The 20478-nt window shown below is 39.5% G+C and carries 17 protein-coding genes; 9 read left to right on the top strand and 8 right to left on the bottom strand.

Annotated features, from left to right (window positions below):
- The first annotated feature begins 26 nt into the window (after nt 1-26).
- From ABWV45_RS09665 to yacG, 8 genes are all read left to right on the top strand, one after another.
- Nucleotides 27-1640, top strand: a complete 1614-nt coding sequence (locus tag ABWV45_RS09665) for an O-antigen ligase family protein (RefSeq protein WP_353351081.1) — start codon at nt 27-29, stop codon at nt 1638-1640.
- 104 nt (nt 1641-1744) lie between these two features.
- Nucleotides 1745-3550: a sulfatase-like hydrolase/transferase gene (locus tag ABWV45_RS09660; RefSeq protein WP_353351080.1), complete on the top strand. Its 1806-nt coding sequence runs from the start codon at nt 1745-1747 to the stop codon at nt 3548-3550.
- A gap of 259 nt (nt 3551-3809) precedes the next feature.
- On the top strand, nt 3810-4271 hold the full coding sequence (locus ABWV45_RS09655; RefSeq protein ID WP_353351078.1) for a pilin: 462 nt from the start codon (nt 3810-3812) through the stop codon (nt 4269-4271).
- A gap of 153 nt (nt 4272-4424) precedes the next feature.
- Nucleotides 4425-6104 (top strand): type IV-A pilus assembly ATPase PilB, encoded by a 1680-nt coding sequence (gene pilB / locus ABWV45_RS09650; RefSeq protein ID WP_353351076.1) that lies wholly within the window; start codon nt 4425-4427, stop codon nt 6102-6104.
- Between the two features lie 11 nt (nt 6105-6115).
- A complete protein-coding gene (locus ABWV45_RS09645; protein WP_353351074.1) occupies nt 6116-7345 on the top strand; it encodes a type II secretion system F family protein in 1230 nt (409 codons plus the stop codon).
- Between the two features lie 27 nt (nt 7346-7372).
- The gene (locus ABWV45_RS09640; RefSeq protein WP_353351072.1) at nt 7373-8245 is read left to right on the top strand and encodes a prepilin peptidase; all 873 of its coding nucleotides are present in this window, start codon (nt 7373-7375) and stop codon (nt 8243-8245) included.
- A gap of 1 nt (nt 8246) precedes the next feature.
- Nucleotides 8247-8855: a dephospho-CoA kinase gene (gene coaE, locus ABWV45_RS09635; RefSeq protein WP_353351070.1), complete on the top strand. Its 609-nt coding sequence runs from the start codon at nt 8247-8249 to the stop codon at nt 8853-8855.
- Nucleotides 8845-9045 carry a DNA gyrase inhibitor YacG gene (yacG, locus tag ABWV45_RS09630; RefSeq protein WP_353351068.1) on the top strand — a complete coding sequence of 67 codons (201 nt, stop codon included), beginning with the start codon at nt 8845-8847 and terminating at the stop codon, nt 9043-9045. Before coaE ends, yacG begins: the two co-directional genes overlap by 11 nt.
- 116 nt (nt 9046-9161) lie before the next feature.
- On the opposite strand, the gene ABWV45_RS09625 is transcribed toward yacG, so the two are convergent.
- The 8 genes from ABWV45_RS09625 to ABWV45_RS09590 form a co-directional block, all read right to left on the bottom strand.
- A complete protein-coding gene (locus ABWV45_RS09625; protein WP_353351066.1) occupies nt 9162-10454 on the bottom strand; it encodes a tetratricopeptide repeat protein in 1293 nt (430 codons plus the stop codon).
- A gap of 6 nt (nt 10455-10460) precedes the next feature.
- Complete coding sequence (locus ABWV45_RS09620) at nt 10461-11090, bottom strand: energy transducer TonB (RefSeq protein ID WP_353351064.1); 630 nt, start codon at nt 11088-11090, stop codon at nt 10461-10463.
- Nucleotide 11091: 1 nt separating this feature from the next.
- Nucleotides 11092-11502 (bottom strand): ExbD/TolR family protein, encoded by a 411-nt coding sequence (locus tag ABWV45_RS09615; RefSeq protein ID WP_353351062.1) that lies wholly within the window; start codon nt 11500-11502, stop codon nt 11092-11094.
- Nucleotides 11503-11535: 33 nt separating this feature from the next.
- Nucleotides 11536-12060, bottom strand: coding sequence for a MotA/TolQ/ExbB proton channel family protein (locus ABWV45_RS09610; protein ID WP_353351060.1), 525 nt, complete (start codon nt 12058-12060; stop codon nt 11536-11538).
- Between the two features lie 3 nt (nt 12061-12063).
- Complete coding sequence (locus ABWV45_RS09605) at nt 12064-13443, bottom strand: MotA/TolQ/ExbB proton channel family protein (protein WP_353351058.1); 1380 nt, start codon at nt 13441-13443, stop codon at nt 12064-12066.
- Nucleotides 13443-14228, bottom strand: a complete 786-nt coding sequence (locus tag ABWV45_RS09600; RefSeq protein ID WP_353351056.1) for a DUF3450 domain-containing protein — start codon at nt 14226-14228, stop codon at nt 13443-13445. Before ABWV45_RS09600 ends, ABWV45_RS09605 begins: the two co-directional genes overlap by 1 nt.
- Before the next feature lie 243 nt (nt 14229-14471).
- A complete protein-coding gene (locus ABWV45_RS09595) occupies nt 14472-15893 on the bottom strand; it encodes a beta-helix domain-containing protein (RefSeq protein ID WP_353351054.1) in 1422 nt (473 codons plus the stop codon).
- Nucleotides 15894-16043: 150 nt separating this feature from the next.
- On the bottom strand, nt 16044-18974 hold the full coding sequence (locus tag ABWV45_RS09590) for a TonB-dependent receptor domain-containing protein (RefSeq protein WP_353351052.1): 2931 nt from the start codon (nt 18972-18974) through the stop codon (nt 16044-16046).
- Nucleotides 18975-19299: 325 nt separating this feature from the next.
- On the opposite strand from ABWV45_RS09590, the gene ABWV45_RS09585 reads away from it, so the two are divergent.
- Nucleotides 19300-20475 carry a methyl-accepting chemotaxis protein gene (locus ABWV45_RS09585; protein ID WP_353351050.1) on the top strand — a complete coding sequence of 392 codons (1176 nt, stop codon included), beginning with the start codon at nt 19300-19302 and terminating at the stop codon, nt 20473-20475.
- Nucleotides 20476-20478 lie beyond the last annotated feature (3 nt).

Genomic DNA, 20478 nt, shown 5'->3' with positions numbered 1-20478 from the left:
GTCACCCCATAAAAATAAGAATTAATATGGCCACGCTATCCCCACAACTAAGCAAGATCATTCTTGCTTTTTTATTGCTACTACCTTGGTTTAGTTTATATCAAAAGATTCTACTTCCTCATTTTACTCAAACGGGTTTTGATGGGCAGATCATATTAATTACTGAAATTATTTTCATTACGTTTATTTCTGTATTTGGCAAACATCCCAAAATCACAAAATCGGGTGCCTATTTATTAACTGCTGTCAGTGCTTGGCATATTAGCGGATTTATTTCAGCGTATTTAAGCGAGCACTTTCATGCATCACTTATTAAACAAATAGAATATTTAGTCCATTGTTTATTTGCCTATTGCGTGTGGGTGTTTCTCGGGCAAACACAAAAACAAGAAAAAATGGCGTGTTTTTTTGTTTTTACATTTGTGTGGGTCATATATTACATATATTCTGCTTGGCACGTTATTGAAAACCCTTTTAATTATAATTGGGTACAAGGCACCCCACTATTTAGTAATGTTAGACATTTAGGTTATATTCAAATTGCAATTTTACCTTTATTATTATTACCCCTATTTTCAAACTTCAGGTTTAAATGGCTAATCACAACTACTTTATTTATCGTTTTTTGGAGTAGTGTTGCTTGGGGCTCATCTCGCAGTACTTTTACTGCATCCCTAATTGTTAGTCTATTTATAATTTTCTACTTTGAATCTAAACGCAAATATTTAATTCCACTATTTATTAGCAGTATTCTTCTTGGTTTTTTTATTGCCCTTTGTTTCTCTAGTGAGTCCAGTAGCATGAACCCATTAAGGCTTTTATTTATAGATTCTCAAGTTGCGGAAAAAACAGCAAATCAAATTAGTAGCGGAAGATTATCTATATGGTCAGGGCTTCTTAATTATACAATTGATCGATCGCCATGGTTCGGATTAGGGGCTGATCCCTATTTATTTATTACGCCATTACTTAATATTCATGTTTCACAAGCCCACAATACCTTTGTACAGCTCTTCAGCGAAATCGGACTTATAGGTTTGATTTGCATAATGTGTATAATTGTATTTACTGGAAACATATGGCGACTTAGTAAGCCAGATACCCTCAATCAACTTGCTCGAATTAGTTTTATTGGTACCGCTATCGCCTCCATGCTTGATGGTCATTTTTATCATACCTTTTCACTATTATGGCTAATGATCATATTGGCAATGAGCTTTAGCAGTGTAAAAACACAAAATACCAATACAAAAAACATCAGCTCTTCACTAGTGTTAGTTTCTTGTCTAATATTTTGTATATTTTTCCTACAAAAACACTGGAATAGTTACATTCAGCAACAATTTCCGTTAACACATCAAACACAAATTGAAAGTGTGGCATCTTTCCCAAGCTACTATCGTCCAATTCACTGGATTTATAATCAATATTCAAATCCAGAATTAAAACTGGATGCCATTGAGCTAGGTAAAGATACTGGTCCTAGAATATGTAACTTTTATCTCGTTGACTATTTGGACTCTTCATCTCAAGCAGGTGAAAAAATCAAACAGCTAATATTAGAAAAATGCAGCATCTATGAAATTATTAAAACCGAAAATGAATCTTTGATTCAGCTGCTGGAAGAGAAAAGCCAATAATGAAATCAAATCACATTATCAGTCTTATTATATATTTGTTTTTCAATGCCTACGGGGCCATATTTCAAATTAATAATATTCAGAGCAAAAGCAATGAAGGTGAAATGAACAGTATCTTAGATCTAACAAGCCTGTTCTCTAGCCCTGTTCCAATATATTTAGGCCAATTTTTCTTAATACTTACTTGCTTATCCGCACTATTTATTGTCAGTCAAAGTTATTTTTCTTATGTGTTTGCTAATTTAGTAAAGAAATACATAACTAATAATTTAGCGGGCCGCATAGTTTGGCTACTACTAGCTAACATTAGTTTATTAGTGGTAAGTGCGGCATATTTCCCTCACTCAGTGAATTTAACCAAGTGGTTCTATCTTTGGCCAGAGCACCACCCTAATATCAATCTGCTTTGGCTGGTATTTTTTATACCTGCCTTGTTTTACATATTTAAGCGCTTTAATTCAAATTTAATGAAGACTATATTAGGGCTAGGATTAATTGCAGTATTTAGTTTTCACCTTACCTCTGAGCCTGAGAATATGGTTAAAACTAATCGCTCCAATCAACCTAACATCATATTAATAGGAGTAGACTCACTCAGAGGCGATATTTTAGAAAGTCATATGCCATTTTTAACAGGCCAACTTTCTAAAAGCACTGTTTTCAACACTGTTTTTTCTCCATTAGGCCGAACATTCCCTGCTTGGAATACCATACTCACTGGCTTATACCCAACTAACCATGGTGCAAGAATAAACTTAATCAACCCAGATCAATTGATTGGTACTCAACATTACCTACCTTCTATATTAAAAAAAGAAGGCTACCGTACCATTTTTTCAATTGATGAAACCCGATTTGCAAATATTGGAGCCCACCAAGGTTTTGATCAAACAATCACACCTAGAATGGGAGCCTCTGATTTTATTATTTCCAATGTAGCAGATATTCCTATCATTAACTTATTATCTCTAAGCAAATACTCTGAATGGCTACTTCCGGAAATTTTCTCAAATAGGGGGGCTGCAAAAACTTATAGGCCTTCATCTTTTAATGAACTTATTGAGCGAAACTTGCCAATTGCAGACCAACCAACTTTTCTGGCTGTTCATTTTTGCTTGCCTCATTGGCCTTATATTTTTTCAAGCAAAGCATTACCTAAAAAAGATTATTCAGTACCTTACTACCCATTGAATATTAATGCTGTAGATCAGCAAATTAAAACTCTATTTAAAACCTTAGAAAAAAAAGGCTACTTACAAAATAGCCGTATCGTTTTTTTATCAGACCATGGAGAAGCTTGGGCCCATGAATCACCCTCATTCACCAATAAAAATGACACCAATCAAACTCATCATATAGAAGAGTACGGCCATGGTTCTTCGGTTTTAAGCCACAGCAATCAGGTTTTACTTGCTTTGAAGAATTTCAAAAACGAAATCGCATTAAGCGCAAACATCGATAAGTCGGCATCATTAGCGGATATTACACCCACCATTCTAGATGAGTTAAATATTACCCCTAAAACAAAAATAGACGGGGAAAACTTAGCTTCGACGAATTTATATCCTAACCGCATCTTTCCACTTGAGACAGGAACCGTATTAACACTAAACGAAAAAGATAAACTCGATATAGATCAAATCGTAAACAAATTTATTAACCGCTATGAAATGCAACCTAATGGTTTGATCACCATACAAGATACAAAAATCAAAGAAGGTCTAGAGGCAAAGGAATACGCAATAAGATCGAAACAACAAATACTGCAAAAGATGAAACCTACAGGCTTTAGATTATTTGATTTAACCAGTAATGAATATATTGAGTATCAGAGCCTGACCGACTTAGAAAACAATGCTCCTATTTGGAAACAGGCTTGGTGCCACTATTATATTGATAAATGTATTTAGCCCCATAATGATGTCAGTATATGACAAAATTTGTCAGCCTAGAGCAGTCATTGACTGCATACTGAATAAACAAATGCGACAATAACCACAAGGTTAGTTTATTAAACATTCAAAATTAAGGCGCTGTAGACTTTATTTCGTTTTATTTTTCATAAATACCACGAATCAACTCAGTTGGCACAACTCCTGCTAAATATATAATGACAATAAACGTTACATAAGTAACGGACAAAAAAAACAGTAAGCGGAGCAGTCTATTATGAAAGGTCAAAACGGTTTTACTCTAATTGAATTAATGATTGTAATTGCAATCATCGGTATTCTTGCATCGGTTGCGGTGCCTCAGTACCAAACTTATATCACTCGTACAGAAGCAACTACTGAAGTAACCTCTGCCATGCGCCCTCTACAAAACGCCATTGCAGAATACGGCGCGCGCTATGCCGCCCTTCCAGCTGACTTCGCTGAACTGGCTGCAGAAGGTTATTCTGATACAGCCGCCGCTTGGACAGCTGCATCATTTGCTATCGGTGACGTAGCATCTGTTAACTGGAACGGTAGTCGAATCACTGTTACATTTACAGGCACAGCTAAAAATGTTGAACTTCGGAGTGAGACTGTCGTAATTGACGTAAGTCTGAACGCGAACACTGGTGCGGTTCAGTTCTCTACAAACAATACTGCTAGCTCACTATCTCCAAAGTATTCTCCTAAAATCTAATTAGGCCGAATCTTCAAAAACCCGCTACGGCGGGTTTTTTTGTACCTCGAAAAACCTTTCATAGCATAACTTCAAATTTTCCCATTCCAGCACTGTTTATCTAACCTAAAAGCGGTATGATAAGACGCAAATTACAAAAAGAATGCTTTATATATGTCCAAATTAAGTGGCATCGCACGCCAATTTGTTGAGCGCAACCTCATCGATGAACAGCAAGCTTTAGATTTAATTTCCGAGGCAAATAAAGAACAACGATCGTTCATTTTACACAGCGTATTATCTGGCTCGTGCAAGTCCAAAGATGTGGCGCTTTTAGTCTCAGATGAGTTTGGATTACCCTATCTTGATCTTGCTGCCATGGACCCTGAGCACTTCGCATTAGACTTATTAAGCTCAGAATTACTGGAAAAACACCTCGTCCTACCTATTTTTAAACGAGGCAACCGTCTACATATTGCACAAGCTGATCCTTCGGACATGTCGGCGTTAGATGATGTAAAATTTGCCACAGGCATGACCGTTGATGCCACTGTGGTTGAATACGACAAACTTAATATCATTCTAGAGAAACTCCAAGCAGGTAATACCGCATTTGATGACTTAGGCGATGATCTTGACTTAGAAGACGATGAACCTAAAAAGCAAGAAGAGGAAGAAAGCACCGGCGATGAAGCTCCGATTGTACGTTTTATAAATAAAATGCTACTAGATGCCATCAAACTAGGCTCTTCAGATTTACATTTTGAACCTTATGAAAAACGCTATCGTGTGCGTTATCGAACTGATGGTGTATTACATGAAGTAGCCTCACCGCCAATTAACCTTTCCGGTAAAATTGCTGCTCGACTCAAAGTCATGTCGCAAATGGATATTTCCGAGCGTCGCGTCCCGCAAGATGGCCGTATTAAGATGAAAATATCTAAGAATAAAGCCATCGACTTTCGTGTTAATACACTCCCTACCCTTTGGGGGGAAAAAATTGTACTGCGGATACTGGACCCGTCCAGCGCCCAATTGGGGATTGACGCCCTAGGTTACGAGCCAGAACAAAAGAAACTGTATATGGATGCGCTGTCTCAACCCCAAGGAATGATACTGGTAACAGGCCCTACAGGGTCTGGTAAAACTGTATCTCTATATACTGGTTTAAATATCCTTAATGTGGAAGGCACCAATATTTCCACCGCGGAAGACCCTGTAGAAATTAACCTTGAGGGCATTAACCAAGTAAACGTTAACGCGAAAGTGGGGCTAGATTTTGCTGAAGCTCTACGCTCATTTTTACGGCAAGACCCTGATATCGTCATGGTAGGTGAGATTCGTGACTTAGATACAGCAGGTATTGCGATCAAAGCAGCGCAAACTGGTCACTTGGTTATGTCAACATTACACACCAATAGTGCTCCAGAGACCCTTACCCGTCTAGCCAATATGGGGGTGCCAGCTTTTAATATTGCCACATCGGTTAGTTTAATCATTGCTCAACGTCTTGCCCGTCGATTATGTAGCGTGTGTAAAACCAAGGCAGATATACCAGAAGATACATTAAAAGACGCAGGTATGACTGACGAAATGCTCAGCAACTCAGAGATTTATCAGCCTGTAGGTTGCGATGCTTGCAGCGGTGGCTATAAAGGCCGAGTCGGTATTTATGAGGTAGTTCGCATCACAGATGCTATCTCACGTATTATTATGGAAGGTGGCAATGCCATACAGATTGCAGATGTGGCCCGTAAAGAAGGCTTTGCTAATTTAAGGACATCTGCGCTTAAAAAAGTTGCTCAAGGGGTTACAAGCCTTGAAGAAGCGAACCGAGTCACCTCTGAGCATTAAGGCGCAAGAATATGGCAAAAACTAAAACATCGACTTTTGAGTGGGAAGGCGTCAATAAACGCGGACAAAAAATAACAGGTGAAATGCTGGGTGAAAACTCAGCACTTGTTAAAGCCCAGTTACGGAAGCAAGGTATTCTGCCTAAAAAAATTCGCCGAAAATCTGAAGGTCTATTCGGCATTGGCGGTGGCGGCGCCAAATCGAAAAAAATCAAAACCGTCGACATCACAATTTTTTTACGCCAGCTTGCCACCATGTCCAAAGCAGGTGTCCCCCTAACACAAGGACTTGAAATTGTCGCAGACGGCCTTGAAAACCCTGCAATGCAAAAAGTGGTACTGGGCATTAAAGATGATGTTTCTGCCGGTAACGATTTTGCATCTTGCTTGAAAAAATTCCCAGATCAATTTGATGATTTGACTTGTGCATTAATTGAATCCGGCGAGCAATCCGGTGCCCTAGAACAAATGCTTGATCGAGTGGCTATTTATAAAGAAAAATCCGAAGCATTAAAACAAAAAGTATCTAAAGCCCTCAAATATCCGGTTGTAACATTAATCATTGCCGCAGTCGTTACAACTATTCTACTGATAAAGGTTGTCCCAACCTTTGAAAGTATGTTCTCTGGCTTTGGTAGTGAACTGCCCGCCGCCACACAATTTGTAGTAGGTATATCTGAGTGGCTGCAAGTCAATTACTTGGTTTTATTTGGCTCTATTATCGGTGCATTCTTTGCGCTAAAAGAAGCCGTTAAAAGAAGCCCTAAAGTTGCCGAAGAAAAAGACAAACTTATGCTAAAACTCCCCATTGTTGGTGAGATTATGCAAAAAAGTGCAGTGGCCCGCTTTGGCCGTGTATTATCCACTACCTTTGCTGCAGGCGTGCCTCTGGTAGATGCACTAGAAAGTGTTGCAGAAGCATCTGGTAACGTTGTTTATCGTAATGCTATCTTAAGAATACAAGATGAAGTATCTAGTGGTACTCAAATGAATGCCGCGATACGTGCCAGTGGGGTATTCCCTAACATGGTGGTACAAATGGTTGCCATCGGTGAAGAATCAGGTGCACTGGATGCCATGCTTGAAAAAGTAGCTTCCTATTACGAAGATGAAGTAGATAACCTTGTTGATGGTTTAACTTCCATGATAGAACCCTTAGTAATGGCCTTTTTGGGGGTTGTAGTGGGTGGTTTATTGATTGCAATGTACCTTCCTATATTCACCATGGGCGATGCCATGTAATGGCCGCTCAATATTAAAGAAGTTGTTATGTTTGATATGTTCATCCACAACACGGTTATGTTTTACATAACCGTTTTTATTGTCAGTTTATGCATTGGTAGTTTTTTAAATGTCGTAGCTTATCGTTTACCCATAATGATGCGAAAGCAAATTGAAGACGACTACCAAAACCTTTCTCAAGAAATACCAAGTACACACACAGAGCCTGAGCCATTTAATCTGATGGTTCCACATTCAGCATGTCCAAAATGCAAAACCTCAATTAAACCTTGGCAAAATATTCCAGTAGTTAGTTATTTATGGCTAAAAGGCAAATGCGCAAATTGCCAGACACCCATCAGTATTCGCTACCCTATTGTAGAGATAACAACTGGTCTATTAGGTTTATTAGTCGCTTGGCAATTTGGTGCCACCATTCAAACAGCCGCGATGCTGCTATTTACGTATTTTATTGTGGCACTGACACTAATTGATCTGGATGAATACCTGTTACCTGACAGCTTAACACTGCCGTTAATTTGGATTGGGTTAATAGCCAATACATATGGTGCATTTACGACATTAGAAAGTGCTGTTTATGGCGCACTTGCCGGATACCTTTCCCTATGGAGCATCTTTTGGTTATTTAAAATCATTACTGGTAAAGAAGGCATGGGGTACGGTGATTTTAAGTTACTCGCAGCCATTGGCGCGTTTTTAGGTTGGCAGAGCTTACCGGTTGTTATTTTGCTTTCTAGTGCTGTTGGTGCAGTGGTGGGTATTGCCATGATGCTTATATTAGGTAGAGACAAAAACATTCCAATACCATTTGGTCCTTATTTAGCAGCTGCGGGGTTCATTGCTGCGTTATGGGGTGAGCCTTTAACTCAACTCTACTTTAGCTTTGCAGGAATTCGTTAACATGTTGATTATCGGCGTCACTGGAGGAATTGGCAGTGGTAAAACCGCTGTCACCAATGCTTTTTCTGAATTAGGAATAACCATCGTCGATGCAGATATTGCAGCTCGTACCGTGGTTGCTGTCGGTTCACAGGGATTAAATGAAATCACTAAACATTTTGGTGATGACATTTTACTTAATGACGGCACACTTGATCGTGCAAAATTAAGAAACATTATTTTTAGTGATCCTAATGAAAAGAAATGGTTAGAGAATCTAACTCACCCTTTAATTCGTGAAGAAATAAAGACCGAACTTGCTGCCAGCACCAGCCCCTATACTATTTTAGTGTCGCCACTTTTAGTCGAATCAAGTCAAAAGGCGTTTGTAAATCGAATTTTAGTGGTTGACGTGCCCGTTGAGCTTCAAATACAGCGAACAAGTAAGCGTGACAATAATACATCTCAACAAGTTCAAGCCATCATTCAGAGCCAAGCTGACCGTGATACGCGCTTAAGTTACGCTGATGATGTAATTGTAAATGATCAATCTTTAGAGCACTTGCAACAGCAAGTGGCTCAACTCCATAAACAGTATTTATCATTTAGTGAGTTGAATCATGAAAGTTAATTGCCCTACTTGTTCCAAAGACGTTGAATGGAACGAGTCCTCTGAGTTTCGTCCTTTTTGCAGTGACCGTTGTCGCTTGATTGACCTTGGTCAATGGGCAAATGAAGAGCATGCTATCCCGGGAAGAAGCGCTGAAGAAGAATTACTGAGTGAACAACTCAAAGATTTAAAAGATGACCACTTTCATTAATAACCAATAAAAAAAGCCGGCTTGTGGCCGGCCCTGATATTAAGTCAAAATGGTGCTTTTGATTTAATAAACTATTTTAAAATTTACCTTCCTTGGTAACTTATGACTCCGTCTTCTTAATTCCCTTGCGCCATATAGTCACGACGTTTTTGCTCTCCATCGATATAGCCAAGCCATTGATCAGCAGAATTTTGAACTTTTTCAAAACTCTTTGCTAGTTTGAATGTTTGTTTGGCTGCTTTAAGATCATTTAAGTTGAATTGAATCAAACCCTGTAAAATAAGCGCCTCGTCTTCCTTTTTAAAAGATTCATCCGTCAACGCCTTTTTAACATTTACCAACGCCACATCCCACTCTTGGCGCTGAGTATGTATTTGCGCCAATTTGAAAAAATCTTTACCTGCTTGAGTAGCTGTAGCGGCCATAGTCATAATATTAATGGCTTCATCGTATTCTTTAGCGATCATCAAGGCATCACCAAGTAACGATAAGTTTTTACCGTTTTCCTCAACTACTTTGTCTTTTAATCCTTTAATCAGAACTTGAGCCGCTTTATAAGGTACCTCTTGAGCCAGCATAGCTTGAGCAAAACTTACAACATGGGTTTCTTTATTCAAAAGTCCTTGATCATAAGCTGTTTCAATAATGGAAAGCTCTTTCTCAGGCAAGCCCAATTCATTGTATACAGCTCCTAATTGAATCCAATATTGTGCCTTAGGGTATAAAGAAACCAAATCTTTTAGTGTGCGCTCCATCGACTTATAATCTTTATTTTGATAATACACAGCCCGCTCTACAAGCAGCCAATTCTCTTTCGGTTGTTTGCCTTGCTTCTTAACCATTGAGATAGCTTGCTTAACATCTGGCAATGCCGCATCAAAGTTATCTAATTGATAATTCATTTGCGCACGTAAGATATACGCCTCAGGTCCTGGTTTTTCAACCACCTTAAACCAGTCATTCAAAGCGCTTATTGCTTTAGAGTAATCTTCTTCAATAAGATAAAGCTTAGCAACACTGTATAAAGTAGTTTGCTCAAGGCTTACAGGTAGATTTTTAGTTGATAAGACCTTTTTATAAGCTTCAACTGCTAACTTATAATGCTCACGATTAAAATGTACGTATGCAGCCATGTTCCAAGTCATAGCCGTTTCATAGGAATTACGACGAATTTTGTGTATTGACTCTAAACTTTCTAACGCTTCATCGTACTTCTTTTCATCTGCTAATTGACGCACAGCATCCAGTTTTTTAAAGATGGCAGGTCGCATGGTTTGTGCTCGGCGAACACGACGTTTCTCTTTTTTCTCTTCAGCTGAAAAGGCTTTTTCTACCGTAATTGGTACAATAGACGTGGCACCAAATAGGAAGACAGCCAGTAACAACACAGAGGTTATTGAATGATTCATAATTCTCTACCTACGCTTACTGCTTTTATCTAACTCAAAACGAATAATATTTCGAATTCCCTTTACTTCAACAGCAACACCGTCTTCAATCTTTGGTTTGTATTTGAATTTTTTCGCCGCATTGATCGCTGCACGATTAAATATGTTTGGCGGATCCGCTTCTATCACTTTAGGGTCCACTACGGTACCTAATTTACTCACGGAAAATTCCAAAACAACATAACCTTCAATCCCCTTAGATGCAGCGCGTCTTGGGTATTGAGGTGCAACTTTAACAATTGGTAAATAATCACCGTCACCACCGCTACCCGCCAATCCAGCATCTACATTTAAGTCAGCTGCTATGTCTAAACCGCCTATATCCATATTATTACTTGTGCGATTAAAGTCTGGCTTTGGCATCTCAGGCTTCGGCGGTTCTTTTGGTGGCGTAGGTGGTTTTTTCACTTGTCGACTTTTGGTTGTAAGCTCATCATCTTGCTGAATATGAACAAACTCTACTAATTTGCCAAAATCATTATTCTGTAGTACTGAGCCACCTGAGGAAATTAACCCCTGCATCATCAGAGCCACAGAAAATGTCACAGCCAATGCAGCAGCGATTGCCATTCCAAATCTTAGAGCTGCACTCAACATATTACGGCTCCTCAGTGGCAAGTGACACATCGTAAATACCTGCTGCACGTGCTGCATCCATTACCGCAACCAGTACTTTGGTTTTAGCTTCTTCATCAGCCTGAACCACTACTGTACCTTGCGGGTTTTCAGCATGCAGACGTTCGATATTTGCGCGCACTTGGCTTTCTTCTACTTTACGTTTGTTAATCCAAACTTCACCACCTTCATTGATGGCAATTAAGATATTGGCACGAGGTTTCGCTGCTGATGTACTTGCGTCTGGGCGATTTACTTCGATGCCCGATTCTTTAACAAATGAAGCCGTTACGATAAAAAAGATCAGCATAATGAAAACTACGTCCAACATTGGCGTAATATCAATCTCACCCTCTTCTGCTTCTGGCGTCAGATTTTGAAATCCACGTCTCATAATGTATTCCTCAAAACATCATTAAGCTTTTGCTTAATGATCAAACGTTAATTTATCTTCAATGTGAGCTTTTTGACGCTTGGTATAACGCTGAATTAGCGATTGTGCAAACAGGCCTGTCAATGCGCCTACCATACCCGCCATTGTTGGAATCGTAGCTTTTGATATACCAGAAGCCATCGCTCTAGGGCTGCCATTTCCAATAAAAGCCATCACATCAAATACTTCTATCATGCCCGTTACTGTACCTAGTAAACCAAATAGCGGACAAAGACCTACTATCATTTTAATGGTTCGAGTATTTGTCTCTAACGCCATATCAACAGAAGCCACCAAATCCAAACGGATTTGGTGAGCCTGCCAACTGGTGCGCTCTTTACGAGCTTCCCATTCGTTGACGACTGCTTTAACAACGTTTTTATGAGTAAAGGTAAAGTAAGTAACGCGCTCTAATACAAACAACCAGAGCAAGAAAATTAATCCAAGAATGGCTAGAACTACATCGCCACCACGCTCTGTAAATAAATATACTTGTTCGTACGCGTCATAAAACATCATGATTTAAGCCGCCTTTGCTTGGTATTCTTGTTCTGCTTTACGAGCCAAAATACCTGTCGCACGCTCTTGAAGAATTTGAATTAATTCACGGCTCTTGTTGTTCGTCATAGTATGTAAGAACACACAAGGGATCGCAGCAACCAAACCTAAAACCGTTGTCACTAGTGCCTGTGAAATACCACCCGCCATTAGTTTAGGGTCACCAGTACCAAATAATGACATGGTTTCGAACACATCAATCATGCCTGTAACAGTACCCAGTAATCCTAATAGTGGCGCAACTACTGAAATAATTTTAATCCAATTAATACCACGGCTTAAACGTGGGATTTCATTGGAGATTGCTTCCCCTAAATGTAATTCCAATGTCTCAGTGTCAGCGAGGGCATTTGCACTATATACACCCATAACACGGCCTAATGCATTATTATCGTTTGCCTCATCACTCTCCATTTGACGCTTAATACGTTTAGATTCACCACTTAATAGTGTCATACGAATTAAACTGAGCATTACACCAATAATGGCAAGTGCCAAAATAATATAACCAACCACACCACCTTGTTGAATACGCTCAGAAAGGCCCGCTGTTTGTCCCATTATTTTAAGTAGCTGACCACGAGATGGGTCAATCCAAAAACCATTAACCGCTGAACTTGAAGACTCTAAATCAGCAGCCGGTCCGTTATAACGAGAGCCGGGTTGAACTTCTAGTTCAACAAGTTTTTTGGCTTCTACATCCCAAACCAAATAGTTTCCTTGTGAAACAACATTAAACCCGCCAATTCGCACTACCGATTTATTAACTGTTTCACCGCTTGGTAGTACAACATCTGCATTATACTGAGCAACATCACCTGTTAATGTCATCTCTCTTTGCATTTCAAACCAAAGGGTTTCTAAATTAGCCACACTTGGTAACTCAGAAGATGAACCTGCTACTTTAATAAGATCAGTAAGAAAGGCTTCACGGTTAGGCACCTGAGAACTAACAACAGATCCTTCAAATACACCCTTGGTATCTCCGGCAACTTGCTGCAAAACACCAAACATTTCTTTTAACGAGCCTAATCGGTTATTCAGGCGCTCTTGAGCCGTTGAAATGCTTTCTTCGTTTAATGTGTATTGCTTTTCTTTTTTCGCACTTTCACTTTCTAGTTCCGTTCTCTTATTTACCGCCGTATTTAACAGGTTTTCTTGATCGTACTTGGCCGTTTTAAAACGCTGCATACGAGATTGAAACTCAGCATCATCACGAGCTTGACCTTCTTTAACCAAGTTAAGTAATGCATTCATATCTAATGAATTGGTTTGTGCTGCCTGAGTTGGCAGTGCTAATGAAAACAATACGGTAGTTGCCGTTAATACCTGTTTAAAATTCATTATTTTGCCTCCGCTAAAGTGGCCACTGGCGCAGCTACTGGCACTTTTATTAATGATGGCGCCGCTTGTTCTCGAGCAATACGAATACCCATCATAACTTTACTTTTGTAAGCTGAATCAAGCTCTTCAAATTGTTTTGTTTGTGTATTCCATGTGCCAAATTTCTGGCCATCCAAAGTTTGATACACTAACGAAATACGACCTGTACGTAAAAAATCTACTTCGCGCTCAGCACCATCAATAGCGACATCCCCTCGATATGACTCAATAGTACGACCATAATCAATTTCGGTTTGATAGGCTTCCATCACTTTGCGGTATTTTTCGGCTACAGTCACATCCGAGCGCCCCATCAAGTCTTTCAAGCTAGCCACACGATCAGCACGCTGATCAATTAAGAAAGGAATATCGGCTTGAACAAATTGATCAATTGCATCAATCATACGTAACATAAGGGGCGTAATTTGACGCTCAATTAAGGTAACCTGACGAATACTATCTTCAATTTTGATTAGCTCTTGATCTTGAGCAGACAACTGCTTATCAAGTTGCTGGATATACACTTTTAGGCCTTCAACTTCTTTAATAACTCCACGGTATTCTCTTTCAGTTGAACGAATGCTGTCGTCAACTTTATCAATTTTTACCTGTGAGCTTTGTGCCTTACCAACGCGGTCTACGCCCTTGTTGATTGCCTGATCTAAATCCGCTGCTTGTGTGTTCATCACACCTACAGCTAGGAATGCGCTTGCTAACAGTGAGCTCGCTTTATTGTTAAACGGCATACAATATTTCCTGTTAATAATGAGTTCCTATAAGGGAACATGAGTATTCAATGACAGGTGGGAAGATACGCTTAATTTATGACAGGCTTGTTACATGACAAACAGATTGCAGAGAATTTTCAGATTTATGTATTAAATATTACAGTGTAATAATTTTGAAACATTATTATATTTACGCAATAAAAAACGGCACCCTAAGGCGCCGTTTTTTATTGAATCGAAGATTTAATTTAGATTACTAATCTATAAAGAACCTTCGATAATCCAACCTGCATACCAAGCAGAAGCTGCTGCAGTGCCCGGCTCAACTGCACCGATATAAGTAGTGGCTTCAAAAGTAAAACCAGAACCGTTATCTACTGCATTAATAGTAGGCGCAGAAGATAAAGTTGCAGATGTATTTGTTAGAGCCCAAGCAGTATCAAAAGTTGCTACTTCTTCAACTAAACCGCTTTGAGATTCAGGGTCAGATTTAGGGAAGGTAGTGTCACAACCAGAAGCAATTACGTTAACTAGGTGAATTGGTGTATCGATTTTATCAGTGGCATTAGGATTACTAGAACCATCAGATAATTTGCTATCACCGTCGTGATCCGAATCATCAATACGGATACAACCATTGTTTAGTGCATCAGCAGCAACAACAGAGTTTACAAGCTCAACGTTTACAGAACCACGCAGACGAATACCAGGCTCGCCATCAGCGATTGGGCCATTCACTACAGTGATATTAGCTAAAGTTGCGTCTGTTTGTGGAACAAAGTCTTCATCTGAAGAGTTAGCTTCGATACCGCGAGGATCATTCGAGCCAACTGGAGTCGCTTCAGCATCTTGATTTTGAACAACAATAGCGTATTGAATGTTGCCTTTGTAGCCTTCATCAAAATCAATCGCATCATCATCGTTGTTGGTTAAAACAGCGTGAGTCACGTTTACAGTGCCACCAAACCACTCAATACCGTCATCTAGGTTACCGTGTACTTGAACATAATCAATTACAGTACCGTGACCAACGCCCATTAGAGTTAAGCCATTAATTTCTTTGTTAGGACCTGCAACTTTACCTGCTTCAGCAATACGAACGTATTTGATTACACCACTGTTATCTGCTGCATCAATTCCGCCGAACATACGAATGAAATCGCCGCCTTCGCCTTCAACGTTACATACTTCAGTACCACAGATACCTGTATTACCAGCACCGTATTGTGGTGCAAAACCTTGAACAACAACACCGCCCCACTCACCTAGGCCATCGAAATCATCATCTTGCTTAGAAGAAAAAGTAATTGGATCAGCAGCAGTACCTTCAGCCATTAATTTAGAACCACGAGTCACTAGCAGCACACCGTCAGAGTTAGCACGTACGTGAACACCAGGTTCAATTGTTAGTGTTACACCAGCGTCTTTAGCTGCAGCAACATCATCAGCAGTAGCCAATGTCTCATTACCTTCACCAACTTGTAAAACACCAGATAAACGGTATTCATAATCAGCCGTTAGTGTGTAGTTTTCTGTCATTGTACCTTCTAGGGTACAAATTTTAGTTTCTTCATTACAAGTAGCAAAAGAAAGATCTTTTGGATCCTTAGAATCGCTATCACTACCACAACCTACTAGAGTGGCACCTAGGATGGCCGTTGCCAAAAGGTTTTGCTTTTTCATATTAAGTCCTCTGACTTTAAAATTGAACCAAGATTAAATCGGTGTATGTAAACTAACGAATATTTATGACAGTTTTGTTAAGTATTAATTTTAATTGAAAAAAAAAGGCTAGATATTATCTAGCCTTTTTTACGCAACTATATGAAAAAATTAAAATATATAATCAACACCAAAACTGGCATCAATTCCCTCTTCATAACTTTCAATCACTTTATTATTTTGAGTATATTGAACTTTTTCATTTGTTAAGTTATTAATTTTCCCTTTAACTGTTAAATTGTCCGTAACATCCCACTTGTATACGACATCTAGAATCATTCGGCCTTTTTCATACTCATTCGCTAACGCTCCACGAGAGACCTTATCTATTCGATCACTGAAAGAATTCAATAGTATGGTAAAGGTTTGCGCAGTAGCTAAATGGTCTACACCAAATTGAATATTCGCTAACGTATCAGATTGGCCTTGTAGTTCACGACGATCAACTCCTTCTAACGTAGCTGCACGGTCATCAAGTGTTACTTCTGAATCTACATATGCAAAATTCCCTGATACAAATCCACTGTAATCATCTGTATCAATAAGATCTACACGAAAATCTAATTCTAATCCTACTAGGTTAGCAGTTTTTGAATTTTTATAAGTATAACCTTCAGCACCACCTGATGAATCAGGTAATGTTTTTTCGATTGGTTGATCGATTGATTTGTTAAATACTGCAAAAGAAATACTTTCTGAATCACTAATATAATATTCAGATCTAAAATCTAAGTTAGTAATATTTGAAATTTCTAAATCTGGATTACCAAACATCTGCTCATCTGTTTCAGGATCAAATGATGAAGACTGCGATAATTCAGTTAGTCCTGGGCGTGCTAACGTATTTGAAACACCCACCCTAAATTGCCACTCTTCTAAAGGTTTCCATGTTGCAGATATCACCGGCAGTATCTCATCACTATCTAAAGAGTTATTTGCCGATACTTTTTCAGGATACGTTAATTCTTGTGAAGCACTCTCCATACGTGCACCAGCCAAAAACACCCAATCTTCTCCTAATGAGTATTCATAAGACTGATAAATGGCCAGCATGGAATCAGTTGCTTCATAACCATCAGTTTTAGAAGTATTTACATTTAAAAAGAAGTCATTCCCAGTAGTTTGCAAAACAGCGTCTAAATCTGCTGTTAAATCTGCAGAACCCGCATCACCGCCAATTGCATATCGAGACAAGCTCAAATCACGATCTTTTTTACTAATCAAAAGACCTGTTTTGATAATCAATAAATCACCAGTATCCATCATGGATTCATATGTATGATCCAAACCAGCATCTAAACTAATTTCAGATAAATCAGAAAAACGTCTTTCCAGAGAATACGGCGCTAATACATCGTTTCGATACTGATACGTTCGACGATCTGGCTCATAACGACTTGTATGAGATAATCCTGCACGCACATCTAAAGTGTGAGCTTCATTAAGTAAAACGTTGCCACTAAACTGTTGTGAAATAAACTGTCGCTCTACCCACTGCAAAGTAGTTTTATCAACCGATACATCTTCAGAATCAATTCCCACAGTTTGACGAGTTGTATCATCTGTTTTACGCAAAAATATTGTTTTACTTAAATATTCACTACCGTCATAACCTTGCTTACCTGCAACTAAATAACCAGTAAGGTCCACATTGAATTTTGTTCTTTCGTAATCAAAGTCACCAGAGGTATCATGAATGCTTGCGTTTTCACGTGTCGACCACTTACTTTTATATTCCACCGCAGCATAATGGGATAAACCATCATCTGATGCATGACCAAATGAATACGAAATACCCATATTTGGCATCGCCGTTACATCCTTAGTGTTATAAGAATGCTCAAACTCACCCAATAAATCTTTTCTTTGTGCAGTGCTTAATGAACTAGCCGACGTGCCACCGTTCGTTGAAGATTCGATGCTGCTTGGCACTTCACGAGCACCATCATCAATACCAATAAAATCAGTACCGCTACCTTCATAAGATAATATATCTTTACCCGTTACTTGGGAGTTAAAACCAACTGATACAGATATTTTACTACTATCATCATCTGGTAACCCTTTTGTTTTCATTCTGATTGAGCCACCAGTAGTGTCACCCGGAAGATCTGGCGTATAACTTTTCTGAATCTCAATCCCACCTAGAACACTAGCTGGAAATAGATCCAGCGGCACATCACGACGCATTGGGTCTGTACTCGGCATACCTAAGCCATTTAAAGTTGATGATATATATCGACCTTTTAAGCCTCGCACGACTGCGTATTGCCCTCCAATCAACGAAACCCCAGCCACACGCTTAAGTGCTGACGCCGCATTTGAATCCCCAAAACGAGCCATTTGTTCTGATCCAATAGCACTTAATACCGCACTAGAATCACGCTGCTGAGCCGTTGCTGAGTTTGGAACATAAGTTCCTACAGCTACGACTTCCTCAATAGCACTGTCACCACTTAAACTCATATTTAGGTTTAAAGTTGTACTGCTATTACCCAGTATTCTTAACGCTTTTACATCACGGTTCCCATAAGATGGGTGTGCAATGCGTAAGTCATATTCACCACGAGGAAGTTCTAACTCAAAATACCCTTCACCATTAGTGTTAACGGATATTTCTTGCCCTTCAACTGAAATGCGCGCACCTTCAACGCCGCCACCGGTTTCGTCAGATTCGATATAACCAGCAACTTGCCCTACCACCACTTGCTCTTCTTGGCCGGGGGTATATACATTAATCTCAGGAATAGCCTCTCCTGCAATCATATCTACTTTGATTTCTGCATTTTGAGTTGCATTAGCATCAAATTCGAACTCGCCAGCCCATTCGCCAAATTCACTTAATTCAACTTGGTGCTTGCCACCGCCTAACTCAAAAATAGCAACACCATTTTTACCCACTAATTTTTTATCTCCATCAACAATGATGGATAGCGTATCTACTGGCTTACCTTGGTCTGTTACATAAAAGACCGCTTCACCTGCGTATGCCCCCGAGGCCGTGATGGCGGCAATTACGCCAGCCAAAATATTGCGTTTCATAGTGTCTCCAACTTAAAAGGGGTTTGGTTATATATTTAGTTGGCCAGACAATAGGTTTTGTTTATGACAGGTGTGTTACATGACATTTGAGTTTCAGTTTCACTGCATTTTTATGGCTAAAATATGACATCCAAAATTTGCCTATTACGCCCGTATACATTGGCTATGAATGTAAGGAGGTACTCATAAAGCTATAAATATGAATTTTTTATTACAGTGAATTATAAAAAAAGAATTAGATTTAAATGGCCACTAATCACACATATCAACTTATCTGATTCGATGTCTATACTGTAGAAATGGTTTTACAAGGATGTGTGTATTTATGAGTATCTTACGCCGTATTCAACTCTCGTTTATCGCCTTTGGCCTAGCTATGGGGCTTATCTTTCCAGTGTATGCCCAGTTTTTTGTGGATTGGAAAGAAGGTATGTTTATTTGGTTTGCCGCAGGCTGTTTGGTGGCGGGAGCCTGTATCGGCATTATTAACTTTTGGCTAATAAAAAAACTACTGTTGGTACATTTACAGCAAGTTGCCAAGGTCTCTAAAGCCATTGTAAATAAAGATTTAACCCGCAGATGTTCCATAGAAAGTCAGGACACCATAGGTAACATTATCCATAATGTGAATGCCATGGCTGATAACATTCAATCCTCTTTTAGTCGTATCCAGCAAGTCACTCAATCTTGCACTGAAACCATTGAACATCTAGACACTAAAGCATCAGGCAGCAGTCAAAAAATACGTGAGCAAAACCAAGCTACCGAGGCCACGTTATCGGCCATGAAGTCATTACACGAGTCAGCCAGCAGTATTAACCTGCAAACCGAACAAGCCGCCCAAGCTAGCCAATCTTCACATGATCAAGCTATGGAGTCGTCAGACCATATACGTAACACCATGAATCTCATGACGCAACTTAGCCAGCAAAGCAGTGATGCCGCTAATACCATCTCAAAACTAAAACGTCATGGTGATAAAATAGGAATTGTGCTCATCAGCATCCAAGAAATATCAGAACAAACCAACCTGTTAGCTCTTAATGCAGCTATTGAAGCAGCTAGAGCAGGTGAACAAGGACGAGGGTTTGCGGTGGTGGCAGATGAGGTAAGGGCGCTGGCCAATCGTGCGCAACAATCCACCAACGAGATAAACAATATGATCTCAGAGCTTCAAGAAGATACCGAAGCCGCCGTCACCATAATGGATAAAGGCGCTAAACTAGCTAGCCAAGGGGTTGAGGAGGTACAAGGCACACAAACAAGCTTAAACGAGATATTAAGCGCCGTACAACGCATTCAAGCGGTCAATTCTGGGATTAACGCGGCGGTTGAAGGCCAAGTCAGCGATATTGAACACTGCAAACAAAATGTCGAAACACTCATGCGCCTAGCCCTTTCCAGTACCAGTTTAACCACACAAAGCAAAACCGTATGCGCGAATTTGAAAACTCAAATCAGTCACTTGCACAAAGATATTGAGGGCTATCAACTAAACTAAAAG

The sequence above is a fragment of the Oceaniserpentilla sp. 4NH20-0058 genome (assembly GCF_040371755.1).
GTDB lineage: Bacteria > Pseudomonadota > Gammaproteobacteria > Pseudomonadales > Oceanobacteraceae > Bermanella.
The sequence above is the reverse complement of the archived record's forward strand: the minus strand, read 5'-3'. Positions and strand labels throughout refer to the sequence as shown.